Origin of the sequence: Vibrio pectenicida (genome assembly GCA_024347015.1) — a bacterium.
Taxonomy (GTDB): Bacteria; Pseudomonadota; Gammaproteobacteria; order Enterobacterales; family Vibrionaceae; genus Vibrio; species Vibrio pectenicida.
Genome location: AP024889.1, coordinates 1,035,138 through 1,053,086, shown reverse-complemented (window position 1 = coordinate 1,053,086; position 17,949 = coordinate 1,035,138). Strand labels below are relative to the sequence as shown.

Annotated in this window: 15 protein-coding genes; 7 read left to right on the top strand and 8 right to left on the bottom strand. The window is 41.9% G+C overall.

Annotation, left to right across the window (positions count from 1 at the left end; genetic code table 11):
- Nucleotides 1–28 precede the first annotated feature (28 nt).
- Nucleotides 29–5,149: a response regulator gene (locus OCV27_RS04975; RefSeq protein ID WP_125320348.1), complete on the bottom strand. Its 5,121-nt coding sequence runs from the start codon at nucleotides 5,147–5,149 to the stop codon at nucleotides 29–31.
- A gap of 665 nt (nucleotides 5,150–5,814) precedes the next feature.
- On the opposite strand from OCV27_RS04975, the gene OCV27_RS04970 reads away from it, so the two are divergent.
- Together OCV27_RS04970 and OCV27_RS04965 are read left to right on the top strand one after the other, a co-directional pair.
- The gene (locus tag OCV27_RS04970) at nucleotides 5,815–6,795 is read left to right on the top strand and encodes a hypothetical protein (RefSeq protein ID WP_125320347.1); all 981 of its coding nucleotides are present in this window, start codon (nucleotides 5,815–5,817) and stop codon (nucleotides 6,793–6,795) included.
- Between the two features lie 234 nt (nucleotides 6,796–7,029).
- Nucleotides 7,030–7,335, top strand: coding sequence for a hypothetical protein (locus tag OCV27_RS04965; RefSeq protein ID WP_125320436.1), 306 nt, complete (start codon nucleotides 7,030–7,032; stop codon nucleotides 7,333–7,335).
- A gap of 61 nt (nucleotides 7,336–7,396) precedes the next feature.
- On the opposite strand, the gene OCV27_RS04960 is transcribed toward OCV27_RS04965, so the two are convergent.
- The 3 genes from OCV27_RS04960 to OCV27_RS04950 all read right to left on the bottom strand — a co-directional run bounded on the left by OCV27_RS04960 (nucleotide 7,397) and on the right by OCV27_RS04950 (nucleotide 10,065).
- On the bottom strand, nucleotides 7,397–8,323 hold the full coding sequence (locus OCV27_RS04960) for an Abi family protein (protein ID WP_125320435.1): 927 nt from the start codon (nucleotides 8,321–8,323) through the stop codon (nucleotides 7,397–7,399).
- Nucleotides 8,324–8,647: 324 nt separating this feature from the next.
- A complete protein-coding gene (locus OCV27_RS04955; protein WP_125320434.1) occupies nucleotides 8,648–9,130 on the bottom strand; it encodes an NUDIX domain-containing protein in 483 nt (160 codons plus the stop codon).
- Nucleotides 9,127–10,065: a histone deacetylase family protein gene (locus tag OCV27_RS04950; RefSeq protein ID WP_125320433.1), complete on the bottom strand. Its 939-nt coding sequence runs from the start codon at nucleotides 10,063–10,065 to the stop codon at nucleotides 9,127–9,129. The genes OCV27_RS04955 and OCV27_RS04950 overlap by 4 nt, the downstream gene beginning before the upstream one ends.
- Before the next feature lie 159 nt (nucleotides 10,066–10,224).
- Between OCV27_RS04950 and OCV27_RS04945 the strand changes: the two genes are divergently transcribed.
- A complete protein-coding gene (locus tag OCV27_RS04945) occupies nucleotides 10,225–10,905 on the top strand; it encodes an SDR family oxidoreductase (protein ID WP_125320432.1) in 681 nt (226 codons plus the stop codon).
- Between the two features lie 8 nt (nucleotides 10,906–10,913).
- Here the strand turns inward: OCV27_RS04945 and OCV27_RS04940 are convergent, their stop codons facing one another.
- Nucleotides 10,914–12,863: a DNA topoisomerase III gene (locus OCV27_RS04940; protein ID WP_125320431.1), complete on the bottom strand. Its 1,950-nt coding sequence runs from the start codon at nucleotides 12,861–12,863 to the stop codon at nucleotides 10,914–10,916.
- 90 nt (nucleotides 12,864–12,953) lie between these two features.
- Nucleotides 12,954–13,292: a Grx4 family monothiol glutaredoxin gene (locus tag OCV27_RS04935; RefSeq protein WP_125320430.1), complete on the bottom strand. Its 339-nt coding sequence runs from the start codon at nucleotides 13,290–13,292 to the stop codon at nucleotides 12,954–12,956.
- A 269-nt stretch (nucleotides 13,293–13,561) separates the two neighbouring features.
- Here OCV27_RS04935 and sodB point away from each other — a divergent pair, with 269 nt between their 5' ends.
- From sodB to OCV27_RS04920, 3 genes are all read left to right on the top strand, one after another.
- Complete coding sequence (gene sodB, locus OCV27_RS04930) at nucleotides 13,562–14,146, top strand: superoxide dismutase [Fe] (protein ID WP_125320429.1); 585 nt, start codon at nucleotides 13,562–13,564, stop codon at nucleotides 14,144–14,146.
- A gap of 117 nt (nucleotides 14,147–14,263) precedes the next feature.
- The gene (locus OCV27_RS04925; protein ID WP_125320428.1) at nucleotides 14,264–14,773 is read left to right on the top strand and encodes a VC2046/SO_2500 family protein; all 510 of its coding nucleotides are present in this window, start codon (nucleotides 14,264–14,266) and stop codon (nucleotides 14,771–14,773) included.
- Between the two features lie 197 nt (nucleotides 14,774–14,970).
- On the top strand, nucleotides 14,971–15,633 hold the full coding sequence (locus tag OCV27_RS04920; RefSeq protein ID WP_125320427.1) for an SDR family oxidoreductase: 663 nt from the start codon (nucleotides 14,971–14,973) through the stop codon (nucleotides 15,631–15,633).
- A gap of 39 nt (nucleotides 15,634–15,672) precedes the next feature.
- Here the strand turns inward: OCV27_RS04920 and OCV27_RS04915 are convergent, their stop codons facing one another.
- The gene (locus OCV27_RS04915; protein WP_245986682.1) at nucleotides 15,673–16,125 is read right to left on the bottom strand and encodes a low molecular weight protein-tyrosine-phosphatase; all 453 of its coding nucleotides are present in this window, start codon (nucleotides 16,123–16,125) and stop codon (nucleotides 15,673–15,675) included.
- A 91-nt stretch (nucleotides 16,126–16,216) separates the two neighbouring features.
- On the opposite strand from OCV27_RS04915, the gene cobO reads away from it, so the two are divergent.
- Nucleotides 16,217–16,822: a cob(I)yrinic acid a,c-diamide adenosyltransferase gene (cobO, locus tag OCV27_RS04910; RefSeq protein WP_125320426.1), complete on the top strand. Its 606-nt coding sequence runs from the start codon at nucleotides 16,217–16,219 to the stop codon at nucleotides 16,820–16,822.
- Between the two features lie 66 nt (nucleotides 16,823–16,888).
- Here the strand turns inward: cobO and bla are convergent, their stop codons facing one another.
- Nucleotides 16,889–17,830 (bottom strand): class A beta-lactamase, encoded by a 942-nt coding sequence (gene bla, locus OCV27_RS04905; protein ID WP_185759748.1) that lies wholly within the window; start codon nucleotides 17,828–17,830, stop codon nucleotides 16,889–16,891.
- Nucleotides 17,831–17,949: the final 119 nt, after the last annotated feature.

Sequence of the window (17,949 nt, the reverse complement as noted above, 5' to 3'; positions counted from 1 at the left end):
ATAAATAAAGATTTCGCGCAATTGCCTGCTATTCATCAATATTTAATCGTTCAAGAAATGACAAGGCGTGCTCAAAATCATATTCGCTTATTGCATTGCTTATCTTTTTTACGATGTTATTTATCGTCGGTTCCAAAGGCATTGAAGCTAACTCTTCAACAATCTCCATAGCTTCCGTATCATAGTCTTCCAACAGCTCTTTTAGCTGGGAAATCAAGGAGGTGAAAGCTGCTTGGTCAAACTCCCCATCACTCTTCACATTAGTAGAAGCCTGTTCTAGATCTGATAAACCAGTTAGCGTTTTATTCAGCTCTGATAAAAGAGCGTCTAAAACGTGTGCAGACGGCTCGCGATTTGTTTTACATTCACTCTCTAATTTCTCAGCGGCAGCCTGAACGGCGGTCGCTCCAATATTTCCAGCAACCCCTTTCAAAGTGTGAGCCAGTCTTTGCGGCTCTTGACTATCTTCTGATTGAAGTGATTGGTTGAACGTCTCCGCGAAATTGCTGTAAGAGTCTTTGTATTTCAGCAGCAGTTTCTTATACAGTTTCTGATCTTTGTTTGCTATCGCTAAGCCCTTCTCAACATCGATTCCGGGCAAATTTGGCAAGGGTTCAAAAGTGCCAACCTCTTTACCAGAGTCCTGTTGAATGCTCGTTTCTCCTACAAGGTTAGAAGGAGTGATCCAGTTTGCCATCGTTGTGTACAGCTCACGCACGTTAATAGGCTTGCCTATATGATCATTCATTCCCGCGCTAATGACTTTTTCTATATCACCTGACATCACATTGGCTGTCAGGGCGATAACGGGAAGATCTTTAAACTCTTCTTTCTCTCGTAGAAGCCGCGTTGCAGTATACCCATCCATGACTGGCATCTGGCAATCCATCAATACACCGTCAAATTGTTCCTTATCGAGCATCTCTAACGCTATTTCACCATTTTCAGCCACTTTGGCATCAACGCCAGCTGAGGACAAAAGCTCGATTGCCAGTTCCTGATTGATATCATTGTCTTCGACAAGCAATACCTTCGCACCGCGAATTTTCGTTGCCGCATCAAGATCATCGACTGCCGCTCGCATATGCTCGCGTTTTTCAGGATCATGGCCGAAGGCTTCCATGGTTGCATCAAGGATGGTTGAGGCTGAAATAGGCTTGCTAAGCACTCGTACAAATCGAGCCCGTTTTGACGCTTCTAGTGCTTCATCACGACCAAAAGCGGTCACTAAAATAACTGGCAAATCAGGATGTTTCTCGTGGATTCGCATTGTCACTTCAACTCCATCGATATTTGGAATTTGCCAATCCATCACGACAAGATCAACCCCCCTTAGACCCTGTTCAAAGTGCTCTATCGCTTGAGAGCCCGAACTGTATGCTGTCACATTAAAATCAAATGAAGAAAGAATATCAGAGAAAATTTTTCTCGCGGTCGCATTATCATCAACTACTAATACATGTAGGCCTTTCAGCTCCGGAAGCTCGGGTTTCACTCGGCCGATCGGGACATTTTTTTGGTATTTAAACCTAGCGGTGAAATGAAACGTACTCCCTTTTCCACTCTGGCTTTCTACCCAAATTTCTCCATCCATCATATGGGTTAATTTCTGAGAAATGGTTAGGCCTAGGCCGGTGCCGCCATACTTTCTAGTAATCGATGAGTCTGCTTGGCTAAACGACTCAAACAGCTTTTCTTGTTGCTCAGATGTCATTCCGATACCAGTATCGCGGACAGAAAAGTGCAAAGTCACCGACTCATCGTCTAACTGTTTCACTTTCACTGATACAAGGATTTCGCCTTGGTCGGTAAATTTAACCGCGTTATTGCCAAGGTTAGTCAGAATCTGTCCTAAACGCAGCGGATCACCAATTAACATCGTAGGCGCATCAGCTGAAACATCAAATAGCAGTTCAAGTCCTTTCTCTTCCGCCCGAATCCCCACTATGTTAGCTAGACTATCCATTACATCTTCTAAATGGAAATCAATAAATTCTATATCCAGCTTACCTGCTTCAATTTTGGAAAAATCCAAGATGTCATTGATAATGCCAAGCAAGCTGTCCGCGGAACGATTGACTTTTTCAATATAGTTTCTCTGCTTATTGTCCAGCTCAGTATTGAGAGCGAGCCCAGACATTCCGATGATGGCATTCATAGGGGTGCGAATTTCATGAGACATATTGGCCAGAAAATCAGATTTTGCTTTAGTCGCTTCCTCTGCCGTTTTCTTCGCTTCTTTTAAAACCTCTTCAGCGTTTTTTCTGTCTGTAATATCCGTCATGGTAATTCTAATTTCTTGTAACTCAGAATTATCATTGAAGCTCGGTAGCGCCGACACTTCAGTGATTATCTGTTCTCCATCAAGCCGGACGATTGGGATTTCATGACAAAACAGGCTTTCCCCGTCGCATACACTGTCAAATAACGTTTGATGCTGTTCGAAGTTAGGAGAAATAATATCGTGCCAGCTGATATTTTTAATATCCGTTCTTTCAACACACAATAGCTCTGAGAACGCTTTATTATGTTTAACAAACTCTCCCGAACGATTGACCGATGCGTAAGCAACTGGGGCGTTTTCATACAAATCCCACAGCCGCTCTTCTCGATTTTTTAACTCTTTTTCTGCCTCTTTACGCTCGGTAATATCACGTATGATTCCGACAAAAATGGTTTCTCCCGCCGAGAGCGCTTCGTTTACAGCAAGATCTATCGGAAATATTTCTCCGCTTGACCGCCTCCCTTCCAGTTCAGTGCTGCGAACTAAAATATGCTCCACTCTGGTTTGGGCGTATTTTTTCAAATAAGCATCGTGCTTGTCTCGATATGGCTCTCCCATTAACATTTTGATGTTTTGCCCCACAACATCCTCTCGTTGATATTCAAAAATAGTCTCTGCTGCCGGGTTAAATTCTTGCACGGTACCCAGTTCATTAATCACAATGACACCATCTTTGGTGTTCTCGAAGATAGTTCGAGAGCGTTGTTCTGCTTCTTTTAATGCCACGGTACGTTCACCGACGCGACTCTCCAACTCTTCATTCGAGCGACGCATAAAACTGGTGGCTCTCTGCCCTATGGTCACAGTAAGCATGCTTGAAGCTACCGCTAACAGGAGAGCTACAAACGCAGTGGAAAATAGGTAAAGTCGCATTTGATAGAAAGATTCAAGTGCTTCTGACTTGTCTATCTCAGTGGCTATGCCAACACCAAGGTTTTGATTCCAACTCCAAACGCCAAGAACGGGCACGCCTCGATAATCTCTATAACCTTCAACATTCGAGTTTATATGGGAGTTTACTTTTCCTTGATCGGTTTTCCCCATCGCTATAACGCTCTGAGCCATAAGGGTAAATGGTTGTTCTTCAGTGGGACTAGCTGGAACAAATCCCTCGTTCATGTTTCCGCCTGGGTCTTTCAATGCCAATAAGGTATCTTGACTTTGCCCTGCTTTTAACAAGCCAATGTCTTCCAGTGAATCAATGAATCGGCTTTCGGTAATCATTCCCCCATCGTGATTGATCAAATAACTCTCACCTGATCGGCCGATACTGCCATGTTGCATGATTTTCGATAATCTACCTCTTGGTAACAACCTTTGTGTCATTACAGCAATCACTTCCCCACTATCATTTTTGATCGGTACAGCGAAGAACATATTAAAAGCATCAAGTCTAGTGCGAAGTCCACCCATTCTCTCTGATTGATTGTGAACATCAGAGAGAATGGGCGGAATAAAAACCGCCTCCCCTTGGAATGCCCTATCAAGAAGCTGAGGAGCCTGTATCGCGATGAGATTGTCAGTACCTAAATTGGTGTTGCGCCTAGAAGCAATACTTACTCTGTCCTTGTTGATAATGAAAAAACCAACACTACCAAAATCCTCCACGTGCTTATCAAAAAATAGGCGCATATCATTTAGTGCCTTCGAATCTTGCAAGCTTTGCTTGTTTTGTGGTACCTGGAGCAACTTCTCTGTGAGAGAAACGAGATGCGGATGCTTACCCAAACTATTTAGATAAGTTTCACTGTCTTTTACCCAATCTTCCAAGCTGTCATTGGTTTGCTCTAATACAAACGCAAGGTCTTGCTCAACACTATGCAGTGTCTCTTTTTTGTTCTGCTCAATGGTGTGCCAAACCAGAAATAGAATCACGAAAGAAGTAATGCAAGTTGTTGAAATTATTGAATAGGTAAACGCTCGCGACGCTACATATTTTGCCATCAATTCATTAGATAAAAACTTGGGTAAGATGAATGCCAACGAAAACATCAATAAACCTAAAATCAAGGCGATAGCGATGAATATTCTCACTATTTCATCGTTTTCAATCTCTTGATGAGAAGTTGGTTGAGTGGAGCGGCCATTCGCTTGAAGGTCAGAGGAAGGGTTCCACTTCTGAAAGTTGGCAATACGTTCTTCTTGGGAAACACGTTCAAAACCTTGATTAATAACATCCAGTAAGGAAGCATTTCCCTCTGTTACCGCCGCTCTCCACGTATCGGAAAACAATATATGCGCTGGCTCTAAATTGAACTGGTCAAGAATACCGTTTTTTTGCAGGTAATAGGTCGCGGTTAGCGTGTCCGCAGAGAACACATCTAAGGTTCCAGCTTTTAACTCTGCAATCAGCTGTTGATAGCTAGGATAAGTAATGACGTTTTCTTCCGGCAATCTTTGCTTGAGATAGCCTTCTAAAAAGTCACCTTTTATTACCGCAATTTTCATGCCTTCTAACGCTTTTAGCGTATCGAAAGAAGGCTGATCATTTCTCAATATGATATGAGAGCTAGTACGGGCTAACAGCGTGCCATAGTCCAAGAACTCGTCTCGGCTTTCGTTGTAATAAAGGCCAGCATGAATATCAGCGTCACCGCGTCCAACTGCAGCCAAGGTTTCATCCCAAATGTAGGGCACCAATTCTATTTCTAATTCAGTTTTATCTGTCCAAATTTTCCATAAGTCGATAATGAGGCCTGAAGCTTCACCTTGCTCATTTTGATATTGAAAAGGTACGCAATCGACGCAATACGCGATTTTTAGCGGAGAAGGATTTGAAGCTTGGTTTTGAGCAATAGTTTGAGAAGAGAAAAATACACTCCATGAAAGTAGCGACAACCAAATCGCTTGAGTCATCCTAACCATATCCGTCCATACACTCACCAAGGGAGCTGTTTGTAGCAATATTATGTAGTTAGGATATACGCAATTTAACTATCTTGCGTACAAACATCAGCCAATACCTGCCTTCTATTTGGGTTAGGTCTATCGATGTCACTCGGTTATGAAAAATTGTCTGCTAATCTGATAGTTAATCAGCATCTTAATTATAAAATAATAATTTAATCGATAACTTCTGGGCAGATTTACACAAATTGACTGAGGTAAAATGCCAAGAGTTTTATGACTGAAAGATAAAGCACAGAAAGCGCGTGAATTTTATTAACGATATACTCTCTGCGATGCTCATAACGCACTTGGCTTTAGCTGCTTGCGCACAGTCGTCATGAATGTCTCTCCTTATCGAACAATAACAAGTTAGCAATCATTCAAGCAAGCGGTTGCAATCTGTCCCTCGAAAGGCGTAATCACACTTACTTTAGTCCTTTTGGCGTATCCAGAACTTGCTCTTTCGGTGCACTGGCATTTTAAACTGGAAATGCCTCAAACAGATTTAGAAACGATATTCATAACATATCGATGACGCACTCTTTGACTAAATTGGCCTAATGTTTTTAGTATGAAAGAAAATCTTCACCGTCTTGTGATGATTTGTACTGTTAACTTATTGTCGTCGCGGATAGCCTACTATGCAGATGCATAAATCTTACGGTAAGCAAACTTTTAATGAGGATAACTGTTTCTTGTGTGGTGAATCCTTAGGCCCTAACCATACTGCTGAACATGTGTACCCTAAATGGCTACAAAAAAAATACAACCTATGGAATCAAAAAATCGAACTTTTAAACGGGTCGCTGATGCCATATCGAAAATTAATAATTCCTTGCTGTGAACAGTGTAATAATCAGCATCTTTCCAAAATTGAAAATGAGATTAAAAAAGGTGTAAATGGTGGGTATAAAAAGGCAATACAAGTGCCAAAACAGTTTTGGTACTTATGGACTGGAAAAATATTCTACGGAATACTCAGAAAGGAATTATCCCTTCTTATTAATAGGTCAAACCCTAAAGACGGCACAATTATTACGGAGAGAGTTCTAGAATCGTTTTCAAATTTACATCTATTTATGCAGGGTTTTAGAGGGCGGCATGAGTTTAGTGGAGATGCCCCATATTCTGTACTTATTTGCAATTTGCATGAATTTGGTGGTTCATTTGACTTTCGTGATAACTTATTTCTCTTCACTCTTTTAATAAGAATGGGAGAGATAGGCATTATAATATCATTTGATGATGGAGGATTAATTCGAGATACCTATGGACGGTATGTAGAAGAAGTTCAGGGTAGCAAGTTGCATCCAATACAATTTTATGAATTGTACGCAAAAGTGAGCTACCAAACGAAATTACTTAAACTTCCAGTAACTTATTGTACAACGTCACATGTTGATGGACACTTTGTAGCAACAACTGAAACGGTTAATTCGTCCACTCCCATGGACGATTGGGATCAAGAAGAATTCTCCCAGTTACTTCGCGCTAATGTTTCATCCTGGTTAAGTTGTAATGCACGGGTAGAATTTGTACCTCCTGATAAAGTTTCAACATGGATGTTCGATAGCTACGGAGAACCACTTTTGCTATCTCGGGATGAATGGGCAGAAGAGTAGTTGAAATAACGTTCGCCCTGTCAAAATATTTCAATCACCAAAATAGGCAGTATTAGAAAAATATTCTAAAAATTTTTTGTCCAGAGACTTCTCTGCGCAATCCTAGCTAACAAATCCCTGCCCCAAAATAATTTTGGCCTAGAGCCGTTGGTAACACCTTGTCGCTAGATTGACCTATATTTCCTAATGACTAACATTAACGTGTTTTAAGGAAAGTATATGAGGGTAAATTGAATGCCAAGCAAGGGATCTGAGCGACACACATTTTCATTTGATGGTGGCGATAAACTCACAACCATTGGTGCGACCTTTTTTGTGTCGTATCTTTACTACCTGAATGTGGATACAAGCCACAGAAACTGGGCTTCAATCAAAACGCGACGCTCACGTATTAGCACTATAAACAATTCCGAGAACTATTATCGAGCTTGGTTATCGCATATTCAAAATATGAGTGACGCAAACCTAAATCGCAATAGTCTTGGTTTGGAAGGGCAAACTATCAAAAAAATGGCATTTGTAGTACAAGAAAAGCTTTGAAATGGCTGTTAGCCGCTACAAGTTTGTTAGGAAGTATTCATGCTGTAAGTGAATATTTCCTCTAGTTTGGGTGAATCCAAAAACTCATTTTTCCCATTTTATATATTTGAATCTTCTCAACTGAGTTAGCTTCTTGTGCGCTTTGTACTAATCGACAAAGCTTAGAGATAGACTTCACATTGTGTGTGGCGATATTGTGTTGGAATCGTCGCAATTCACCGAGTGTACATGCACGGTAACATCTCTCTACAATTTTGTTCTTTTCCAGAAGACGCTTTTTTTCTGGAGATACTAAAGCTAAAAGTTGCAAAATTTTGTCGATTTTTTCGTGCAAATGTTCAACAGCATCACTTTCAGTAGCCACTCCGTATTTTTTCCACACGGGTTCATGGTGCGAGACCCTGTTACGGAATTCTCTTACGGTTTTGACTAGATCTTTTGTATTGCTTAGCAGATCTTTGGTCTTGGTTGTGTTCCATTCGCCTTTGAACACGGTACCCAGATGAGTTGGCCAAATTAGGCCTGGCCCCATGAATTCTTTGCTAAGAATGAACTCCCATGTGGAAAATTCAGTTTTTGCTATTATCTCTTGGTGCTTCGGAGTTGGATTGTCGATGTTATAACGTTTCTTTTTGTCTCGTTTAACTTGTGATGTAGCCTTAGAGAAGTTGGCCCTTATAGCTTCGATTTCAAATGGAGGCTTCTTATTTGGCAGTTCTGGCTTGAAACTTTTAAAATAGAGCTTGTTCTTCCGCCACCAAAAGTAACCCAAATCTGAAGAGGTTAGTGCAGAGTCAATTGCATTGCGTAAAGCGACTTCCGTGGCACTAAGTAAAGGGTAGAGAGCTGAACAAACGTGGGAGTTCCATAAATAAGCTCCGAGCAATTCAATATCGTTTTGTGTATTAAACGTGACTTCATAGCTTTTTAGACGTTCTTCTGTGATAAGATCGTTTATAATTTCTTGATAGCAAATTGTATATGGCATTTATTATCGCTCTCGAACTTAGATATTGACGCCTGCGTCACTATTACATATACTTTATCACAAGGTTGGCGTCTGGCTCTAAGAATCATATTCAAGACCTTGCGTAAAGACCTAAAGAATTCGCCCCAGCCTTGAGCTGGGGTTTTCAATCTCTGGAAGTCTATAATTTCCTTTTCAGCACACTCTAATACTCATATACAAGCATTCTAAATTCAAGACACTTTAACTAATCTAAGGCTTCGGGCTCTAAATTACTTTTGTCCAATTTTGTGTCTAGATCAGAGAACAGAACCTCACCACCCTGACTTTTTAGAGGGGGCCAGATTACAAATAATTAACCTCTTCTTGTTCACCCTGAACATAACTGCCTAGGTGGGTAGAAAATTCTTGGTTGTCGATAAGTTCGAGTAGCTTGTGCTTAAGTTCTTTGGGGTATATGCGTTTTTCTGCAAGTTCAGATAAAGGCACCCACGCGACCTTTTGAATGTAATGCTCATCATTTAGCCCAACAAGGTTATTAAGGTGGGGCTCGCCGCGATAACTTTTGACATGATAAAACAGCTCACAGTGGTAGCGGTTTTTCTGAGTTTCTAAAAACTCACGCACACAAACAAGATCGCCCACTTCTATTTCTAAGCCGGCTTCTTCTTTAAACTCTCTGACTAAACACGCTTTTGAGCTTTTGTCACCTTCTTCCAACCCTCCACCAGGTGGAACCCAATATTCCCCAGTAAAGTCTTTGACTTTTAACAGCAATATAGACTGCTGATGGATAAGAATGCCCGCCGCTCTTATTCGTTGTTTCATAACTCTCCTTCGCGCTTAGCATAAACCTCAAAAGCGGCATGCAATAGCTGCATATGGATAGGAACCAGTTCACTGTGATCGCTACGATATCCGCCACCAACTACACATGAAATAGGCAACGATCTCTGCTTCACTATCTCAAACATGCGTTTATCACGCGCATAAATCGCCTCAGTACTGATGTTAAAATAGCCTAGCTCATCATCTTGGTGTATATCCACACCCGCATCATATAAAATGAGATCGGGCTGATGGAGATTGATGGCCATTTCCACTACAGAATCAAAAGTGCTGAGAAACTCATCGTCAGTGGTATCACGAGACAAGGCGATATCCATATCTGAAGCAGGCTTTCTGGCCGGGAAGTTCTTATCACAATGAAAAGAAAGCGTGACAATCGAGTCATCATCTTTACATAGAGTTGCCGTACCATCACCATGGTGAACATCACTATCAACGATAAGGACTTTATCGATATCCTCATGACTTAGTGCCCGCTTTGCAGCCAAGACCAAATCATTGAGCAAACAAAAGCCGCTGCCAAAATCATAATGCGCATGGTGATAACCTCCACTTAAGTGAATAGCAATGCTGTGCTCCAAGGCAAGCTCTGCAGTCAAGCAAGTCCCTCCAGCAGACGTTAATGTGCGCTCAATCAGACGCTCACTCCAAGGAAAACCAATTCGCCGCATGGGCGAAATGGGTAACGTACCAGAAAATAGTTGCTCTATATAATGTTCACAATGAGTCTGCTCTACTTCTTTTCTTAATAACGGCGCTGGCTCATGATAGCAAAACTGCTTTTGCCATTGACTGTCCTTTAGGCACCTTTTTACTATTTCCTGATAAAGTAATCGATATTTATATATCGGATACCTGTGACCATCTGGCAAAGGTAGTTCGGAATAAATGGGGTGATAAATCAATGGAATCATAAGAGTATTTGAGCAACTATCTGCGCATATTTTGATGCTTCGCATGGTAACAAGTTGTCACCTGATTGCAAAACATGCTTAAATTGTTTTTTGCTCATATCAAGACGCAAAATGTCTTTTCTTTCGTGCTTAACGTTCCCTAACTAATAAGGATTTCCCATGACGACAGTGGTTATTACTGGTGCAAACCGAGGTATAGGCTTGAGTTTGGTTAAACAATACCTTGCCAAAAACTATCAAGTTCACGCGACCTATCGCTCACAAAGTCATGCCAGCGAACTATTTAAGCTCGAAGGAGCCAACTTATATTGCCACCAACTTGATGTCACAAACTACGCGCGGTATCAAACACTCGCCAGTCAGTTACCTGAGATCGATATTCTGATTAACAATGCCGGATACTATGGTCCGAAAGGATATGGATTTGGCCACACTGATATCGAAGAGTGGCGTAAAGTATTGGAGATAAATACCATAGCGCCAATGAAATTGGTTGAAGCCCTCTACCCTAACCTTGAGCAGGGAAAGCTGAAAAAGATCGCCTGTATTTCATCTAAAGTCGGCAGTATGAGCGAAAATACTTCAGGGGGCGGTTATATCTATCGCTCTTCTAAAGCCGCGCTCAATTCTGTGGTTAAAAGTTTAAGTAACGATCTCGCCAGCCAAGGTTTCACGGTACTAGCACTACATCCTGGTTGGGTACTCACTGACATGGGTGGACCGAACGCGTCGATAACTACAGAGACTTCAGCCACGGGCTTAATCGAGGTTATCGATTCTGCCAGTATCGACAATTCTGGTGAGTTTATTAACTATGACGGGACATCTATACCTTGGTAGAAACCAAGCTAACTGGCTGCGCGCTTTTTCCCGCTGTATTTAGCGCGCCCGCCACGCTTACGTTTATAGGCAGGCCGTTCCACTTTGGGCAGGTGTCGTAGCGATTCAGGCACAGGTTGTGATTTTATTTGTTGCATCAAACCATCAATTTGGCCTTGAAGCGCCGACATAAAGGGCTGATAAGCTTGATTTCTCTCTGCCATTCCCTGCAACTGATGCTCCCAGTGGGCGGTCATGTCAGGATAGGTTGATTCAGCAGGCAGAGCATGAACTAAGCCTCTTCCTGCGGGAGAGCTAACAATCGTTTTACCCTGCCTTTTTAACAATTGGCGTTTAAATAAAGTGTCTAGAATACCGGCTCGGGTCGCCTCTGTACCTAGACCATCTGTCTCTCTTAGAATTTTCTTTAATTCTTTGTCAGCAACAAAACGGGCAATACCTGTCATCGCTTGCAGCAAACTGGCTTCGGTAAAATATTTGGGGGGCTCTGTTTTTCTATCTTTAATTTCACCTTCCCGGCAAGTTAATACGCTGCCTTGAGGCAGAGGCGGTACGGCGTCCACTCCTGTCTCTTGTTCATCAATTTTACCCAACAGGGCTTTCCAACCGGCAGAGACAAGCTGGCGTCCCTTAGCAACAAAATTGCCTCCCGCAATATCAAATACCAGTTTTGCTTCCGCATACACCGCCGCAGGATAGAACTGCATAAGATACTGGCGAGCAATTTGCTGATAAACCTTCATCTCGTTTGCAGATAACGCATTCACTGAGGCCTTTTTAGGCGTTGGGATAATCGCGTGGTGAGCATCCACTTTTTTATCATTCCAAGCTTTGGATTTAAGGCTTAAATTTGCTCCGGATACCGCATTAGTGAGATCCTTTGCATTCTGGCTAATCGCATCACACACACTGCTTGCCTCGGCATAATGCTCTACCGGTAAATAGCGGCTGTCGGAACGAGGATAAGTTATCAGTTTGTGTTTTTCATATAAAGCCTGACAGGTATCAAGTACTTGCTGCGCACTCAACCCAAAACGTTTTGCAGCATCAATTTGCAAAGCAGACAAAGAATACGGTAAAGGTGGTGCTTGCTTGGTTTGCTTTTGTTCCGATTCAACCACTTTTGCGGTTTGGTTAATTATCCGGTGAGCGACATTCTCCACCAGCTTTCGATTAAGTACTCTGCCTTCTTCATCTTGCCAAGGAAGACAGGCTTCACTCGGTTTCCAACGTGCACGTATATCAAATTGACTCACACCATCTTGATAGGGGATCAACGCGTGCAATGTGAAATAATCACGAGGTACAAAGTTTTCTATTTCTTCATCACGGCGCACGACAAGGCCAAGTACTGGGGTTTGAACTCGCCCAACCGAGAGAACTCCCTGATACCCAGCTTGCTGACCAAGCAAAGTATAAGCGCGAGACATATTCATACCATAAAGCCAATCTGCTCTTGAACGCGCCAATGCAGAGACAGAAAGCGGAATAAACTCTTGATTACTTCGCATCTGATTCAGTGCGCGCTTAACCGCAGGAAGGTTGAGATCACTAATTAAGAGGCGTTGCGCACTGGCCTGCTTAGCTTTAGTTACTTTGCAATAATCTAACACTTCATCAACCAGCAATTGGCCTTCACGGTCTGGATCGCCTGCATGAATAATATTCGAAAAATCTTTTAGTAATTTTTTAACAACGGTTAACTGTTTACTGGCCGATTTCCTAGGCCTAAGTTGCCACTGCTGCGGAACAATGGGCAGATCAACCATACTCCACTTTTTGTATCTGTCATCGTATGCATCAGGCTCAACCTGTTCAAGCAAATGTCCAATACACCAAGTCACCACATCGCCATTTCCACAGCGGATAAAACCTTGATCTTTTTTTTGCGGATTAGGAAGTGCCGCCGCAATGGCGCGGCCAAGGCTTGGTTTTTCAGCAATAAACAGACGTGACATAGTAATAATCAGCCAAATAAAATAAGGGCTACATTATCGAATGTAGCCCTTAAAAATCAAGAAAAACTGTAAATTTAGACAGTAGTTCTTTTATTCTTCTTCACCAGAACCCGCGCGCTCAGCCGCTTCTTTGACCAATGGTTGCAATTCACCTTTTTGGTACATCTCAATAATGATGTCGCAACCGCCAATTAGCTCACCTTCTACCCATAGTTGCGGGAAAGTTGGCCACTGTGCGTATGTAGGTAGCTCTGCTCGAATATCTGGATTTTGTAGAATATCCACATAAGCAAATTTCTCACCACAAGCCATTAGGGCTTGAGATGCTTGGGATGAGAAGCCACAACTAGGTAGCTTTGGAGAACCTTTCATGTACAACAGGATAGTGTTCTCTTCAATTTGCTGCTTAATTTTGTCGATGGTTTCCATTACTTCCTCTTTATATGGCGTTACCGCAAATTACTGACTCATTTTAAACCATTGTCAGAGAATAAAAAGCCTATAATATCTGTGGCTTTAGATCACAAAGAAATTTCATATACAATTTAACTGCGATGCTTTTAATAAAGTAAAAACTTGCTAAACTATAGCGCAGTTACCAAAACGACATGTCATGCCAAAGGCACGCCATGATAATAAATTACACTGGAAGCAATTGAGAGACCTAGCCTCTCTCACATTCAATGGAGAATCGAGCAATGGCATTTGAATTACCAGCTCTTCCTTACGCAAAAGACGCATTAGCACCACATATCTCAGCTGAAACTCTGGATTTCCACCACGGTAAGCACCACAACACTTATGTTGTAAAGCTTAACGGCCTTATTCCTGGCACTGAGTTTGAGGGCAAAACACTAGAAGAAATCATTAAGACTTCAACTGGTGGTGTATTCAATAATGCAGCTCAAATCTGGAACCACACTTTCTACTGGCACTGTCTAGCGCCAAACGCTGGTGGTGAACCTACAGGTGCTGTGGCAGATGCAATCAATAAAACTTTCGGCTCTTTCGCAGACTTTAAAACTAAGTTCACGGATTCTGCTATCAACAACTTTGGTTCTTCATGGACTTGGCTTGTTAAAAAAGCTGACGGTTCTCTAGAGATCGTTAACACATCTAACGCAGCAACACCTCTAACTGAAGCAGGCACAACGCCACTTCTAACTGTTGACTTGTGGGAACACGCTTACTACATCGATTACCGTAACGTGCGTCCAGATTATATGAACGGTTTCTGGGCTCTAGTTAACTGGGACTTCGTTGCAGAAAATCTAGCAAAATAATCTAGACTCTTTTGTCGCTCAAAAAGCCAGCAAATGCTGGCTTTTTTCTTTTCTAGTCAATCATTTCTCTAAAGTTTACCTTCGCAATGCCGCTAAATGGACATCAAGGGAGGTGACATGCAAAATCAGATTCATACTTTAGATAAAGCAGGTATAATTAATGAACTTCAATTCGGTAATGGTATTAACCATGCTGTTCATGAAGGGCGTCGTGCTGACTTTGCTTTGATAATATCGATGTTTTCTGAAGACGTTAGAGATAATACCCCTATTGATAAAATGACTGAGGCAGAAACAACGGAAGAAGCTTTAAGACGTCGTTTTGAATTGCCGCAGCCTCAACGACTACGATCTGAGCAAGAGTCTTATCCAGTTGCAGCGTTACAAGCTGAACTATTCCATGCTTCAGGACTTCCTAGCACCAAACTCAGCCATTATATCAAACCTGATGCACTAACTTACTTGCCTGAAGATACTTTTAATCTTCCCGAGGATGTCTACCACAACCTATCTGGGCATCAGCGGCGTCAACTTGGCGAAAGCGAAAACAAATCTCTCATGCCAATCGACCTCTACAACCAGTTGGTCGCAGCTCAAAGAAGCTTCCAAATTCAAACACAAGTTTAAAGATCTATTCAGATCACATTAACTTTTACCCCATTCACTTAATACTCAACAAGTTGCTTACAAGTGTGAATGAGTGCAAATTATTTGCTCCAGACCAAAGATATACACAAGTTATTTGAGCTTATTCACACCAAATACACAATTAATCTACCATGATATGTGGACAAACTTTAATGCCCCAAATGGAGGCGCCGTGTATGGATATAAAAAGTGCTGTAATATTAATAACTTCTGCAGGTTCTCAACTTGGCAGCACATTAGCCATGCACTTTGCGTCTTTTGATGGCATTGTCATTATTTGTGATACAAACGCAAAGCAATTAAACGATACTTTTACAAGATGCAAAAAAATCTCATCGAATATTTATCAGCATGCAATGAATGATCATTCGTTAGGTAGCATTAACTCGCTATTTGAATTTATTGATCAATCAGTCCACCAATCACCTGATGTACTTATCAATGCGCTCACAAGTCAAACCATGCCAAAATTCTTTGACGAGCGAGCAAGTGATATATTTACGCAGCATTTATCTCTGATGGCAGCAACTCTCTTTACCTTTGGTCAAGCGACCGCCGAAAGGATGCGCCAAGACAAAAAGAATGGTGTGATTGTTAATGTCATTGCCCACGCTGATTACAGCGATATGTCTGGTTTTGAAAACGCAACCTCAATGGTTGCAGGATTTACCCAAAGCTGGGCAAAAGAACTCAACCCATTTAACATTCGAGTCGGGGGAGTAGTACCTTGCTACGAACAGAGTAATATACATTGGGCTAAAATTAGAGATGATTTAATCCGAAACACCGAGTACATAGTCTCCAATGATTATTTTAGTGGCCGCGTGATGGCCGCCTAGAAAGTTAAGGTGTCAAACCATCATCACTCTCATTGGCCTCTAAAGTGTTCTAAGCAATTTATCCGATGCTTGTTCTATTAAGTCAAGGACACGTTCAAATCCGTTATCACCGCCATAGTATGGATCGGGAATTTCCTCCTCCCCGCTTTCTGCGTAGCTAAGAAATAGCTTCAACTTATTCTGATACTTTAAAGGGCATTGCGCCTGCAAATCAGCAAGATTATCTCTATCAGCCGCCAAAATTAGATCAAAATAGGCAAAGTCTTGCTCAACCACTTTACGCGAACAAATCCCTTCAAATAAGTATCCTCGACGTTCTCCCACTTCTTTAGCACGAGGGTCGGGTAAATTACCTTGGTGATAACCTATGGTTCCTGCCGAGTCGACCTCAATTTCAACGCCCATTTGTTCAGCCTTAGCACGAAGAACTGCCTCACCCGTTGGTGAACGACAGATATTGCCCATGCATACCACTAATAGTTTCTTGGCCATATTTTTCTTTCCCTTAAAAAACCATGGTTTTTTGCAGCACTGCAGATGCGTTATCATAGCCACAGTTTTCTGAAATTAAAAAGGATTTCCTGTGACATCTGAAAGTCATAAACAAGCTCGCCACCAGGCAAGACAGCAAAAAGTCAAACAGCAAGTCGATGCTAGAGTCGCTGCAGCTCAAGATGAAAAAGGCCTGTTATTAATTATTACTGGTAATGGCAAAGGTAAATCAACTTCAGGTTTTGGTACCATAGTTCGTGCAGTAGGCCATGGCTTAAACTGCTCAGTAGCGCAATTTATCAAAGGGACTTGGGATAACGGTGAACGCAACTTACTAGAAAAGCTGGGGGTTGAGTTTCAGGTTATGGCAACAGGGTTTACATGGGAGACGCAAGATAAAGAGCTCGATACCCAAGCTGCGCAGAAGGTTTGGCAAGAGTGCAAGCGTATGCTGAGTGATGCCTCTATCGATGTCATTTTATTTGATGAGCTCACTTACATGCTCAGCTATGGTTATATCGACTTAGAAGAGGTTGTTGACGCGCTAAATAGCAGACCACCAATGCAGTCTGTTATCATTACTGGCCGTGGGGCTCATCGAACCCTGATTGAAATGGCTGACACTGTTTCTGAGGTTAAGAATGTAAAGCATGCTTTTGATACTGGTATCAAAGCGCTAAAAGGAATTGACTGGTAAAAACCTGACGTATTCTTATAGAAAGAGCATACGGAGGTCTGCGCCCAACTCATAAATAAGTTGAGCTCAGAGAAAATCCTTGTGTGATGACCTGACGAATATAGGGGTAGAGTATGCCCCTATTGTTTTTTTTTCACCCAAATTCGCTTCAAGTTCCTTAATAATCGCAGATCCAATCGTGGCAATTGCTTTATTTAACTGCTTGATCGTGGTTTGACTTTCGGTAAGATAAATTGATACAAGCACAGGTTCAGAATTTGGAGGAATGAGTACTGCGATGATCCCCCGAGAACCATGCCCACCAGCTCCTGTTTTGTCTCCGATTTGCCACGTTTTCGGTAACACCGAGCGCAGAAGATCATCGGCCACCTGATCCTGTTTCATCCACTGCAAAAGTTTCTGTTGTTTTGACTGAGACAACACGTCCCCAAATAACAATATTCCAAGCGTTCGGTTAATAGCATGTGGGGTTGTGGTATCACGCTTATCTCCAGGGGTACCTTGATTAAGTTCAGGTTCCCAACGGGACATCAAGGTCACGTTGTCTCCCGTCCCACGAAGAAACTGAGTCAGTCCCTCGGGCCCTCCAATATACCTCAAAATAAGGTTACCTGCAGTATTATCGCTTGTAGTAATAGTTGCATGGCATAACTGATTATAAGTCATCGTATTATTAATATATTTTTCAGTAACAGGCGAGTATTCGACCAAATCTTTTTCAGTGATCTTGACCGCTGTTGATAACGCACCTTTATCCAACGCCGCCGCACAAGCGAGGACTTTAAATGTACTGGCCGTCGGAAAACGTTGGTTACCATTATAATGCCATTGCTGGTTTGTATTGGCATTGCTCACAAAAACGCCAACACGTGCACCATCAAGTGATGTTGAAACGGCTTCAATAGTTGAAATAATCGACTCTGGCATGTCTTGTCCGGTCACAGCACCAGACAATGAGAGTAAGATTAAACTGGGAAACCATTTAAGTAAGAAAGTGGTTTTCTTCATGAGCATACCCGTATAATTTTATTTAAGACAATAGGCATTTAAATTCACCAAAAAATATTTTCAGAAAAAGAGATTCACATAGGTTATTGATTATTTATGTTTTTGTCCCAAACATCGTC

Coding starts and splice junctions, on each gene's coding strand:
- OCV27_RS04950 (WP_125320433.1), bottom strand. CDS start 10,065: ATGATTCCATTGATTTATCACCCCATTTATTCCGAACTACCTTTGCCA.
- bla (WP_185759748.1), bottom strand. CDS start 17,830: ATGAAGAAAACCACTTTCTTACTTAAATGGTTTCCCAGTTTAATCTTA.
- OCV27_RS04960 (WP_125320435.1), bottom strand. CDS start 8,323: ATGCCATATACAATTTGCTATCAAGAAATTATAAACGATCTTATCACA.
- OCV27_RS04925 (WP_125320428.1), top strand. CDS start 14,264: ATGCAAAATCAGATTCATACTTTAGATAAAGCAGGTATAATTAATGAA.
- OCV27_RS04945 (WP_125320432.1), top strand. CDS start 10,225: ATGACGACAGTGGTTATTACTGGTGCAAACCGAGGTATAGGCTTGAGT.
- OCV27_RS04975 (WP_125320348.1), bottom strand. CDS start 5,149: ATGGTTAGGATGACTCAAGCGATTTGGTTGTCGCTACTTTCATGGAGT.
- OCV27_RS04920 (WP_125320427.1), top strand. CDS start 14,971: ATGGATATAAAAAGTGCTGTAATATTAATAACTTCTGCAGGTTCTCAA.
- OCV27_RS04940 (WP_125320431.1), bottom strand. CDS start 12,863: ATGTCACGTCTGTTTATTGCTGAAAAACCAAGCCTTGGCCGCGCCATT.
- OCV27_RS04915 (WP_245986682.1), bottom strand. CDS start 16,125: ATGGCCAAGAAACTATTAGTGGTATGCATGGGCAATATCTGTCGTTCA.
- OCV27_RS04965 (WP_125320436.1), top strand. CDS start 7,030: ATGCCAAGCAAGGGATCTGAGCGACACACATTTTCATTTGATGGTGGC.
- OCV27_RS04955 (WP_125320434.1), bottom strand. CDS start 9,130: ATGAAACAACGAATAAGAGCGGCGGGCATTCTTATCCATCAGCAGTCT.
- OCV27_RS04970 (WP_125320347.1), top strand. CDS start 5,815: ATGCAGATGCATAAATCTTACGGTAAGCAAACTTTTAATGAGGATAAC.
- OCV27_RS04935 (WP_125320430.1), bottom strand. CDS start 13,292: ATGGAAACCATCGACAAAATTAAGCAGCAAATTGAAGAGAACACTATC.
- sodB (WP_125320429.1), top strand. CDS start 13,562: ATGGCATTTGAATTACCAGCTCTTCCTTACGCAAAAGACGCATTAGCA.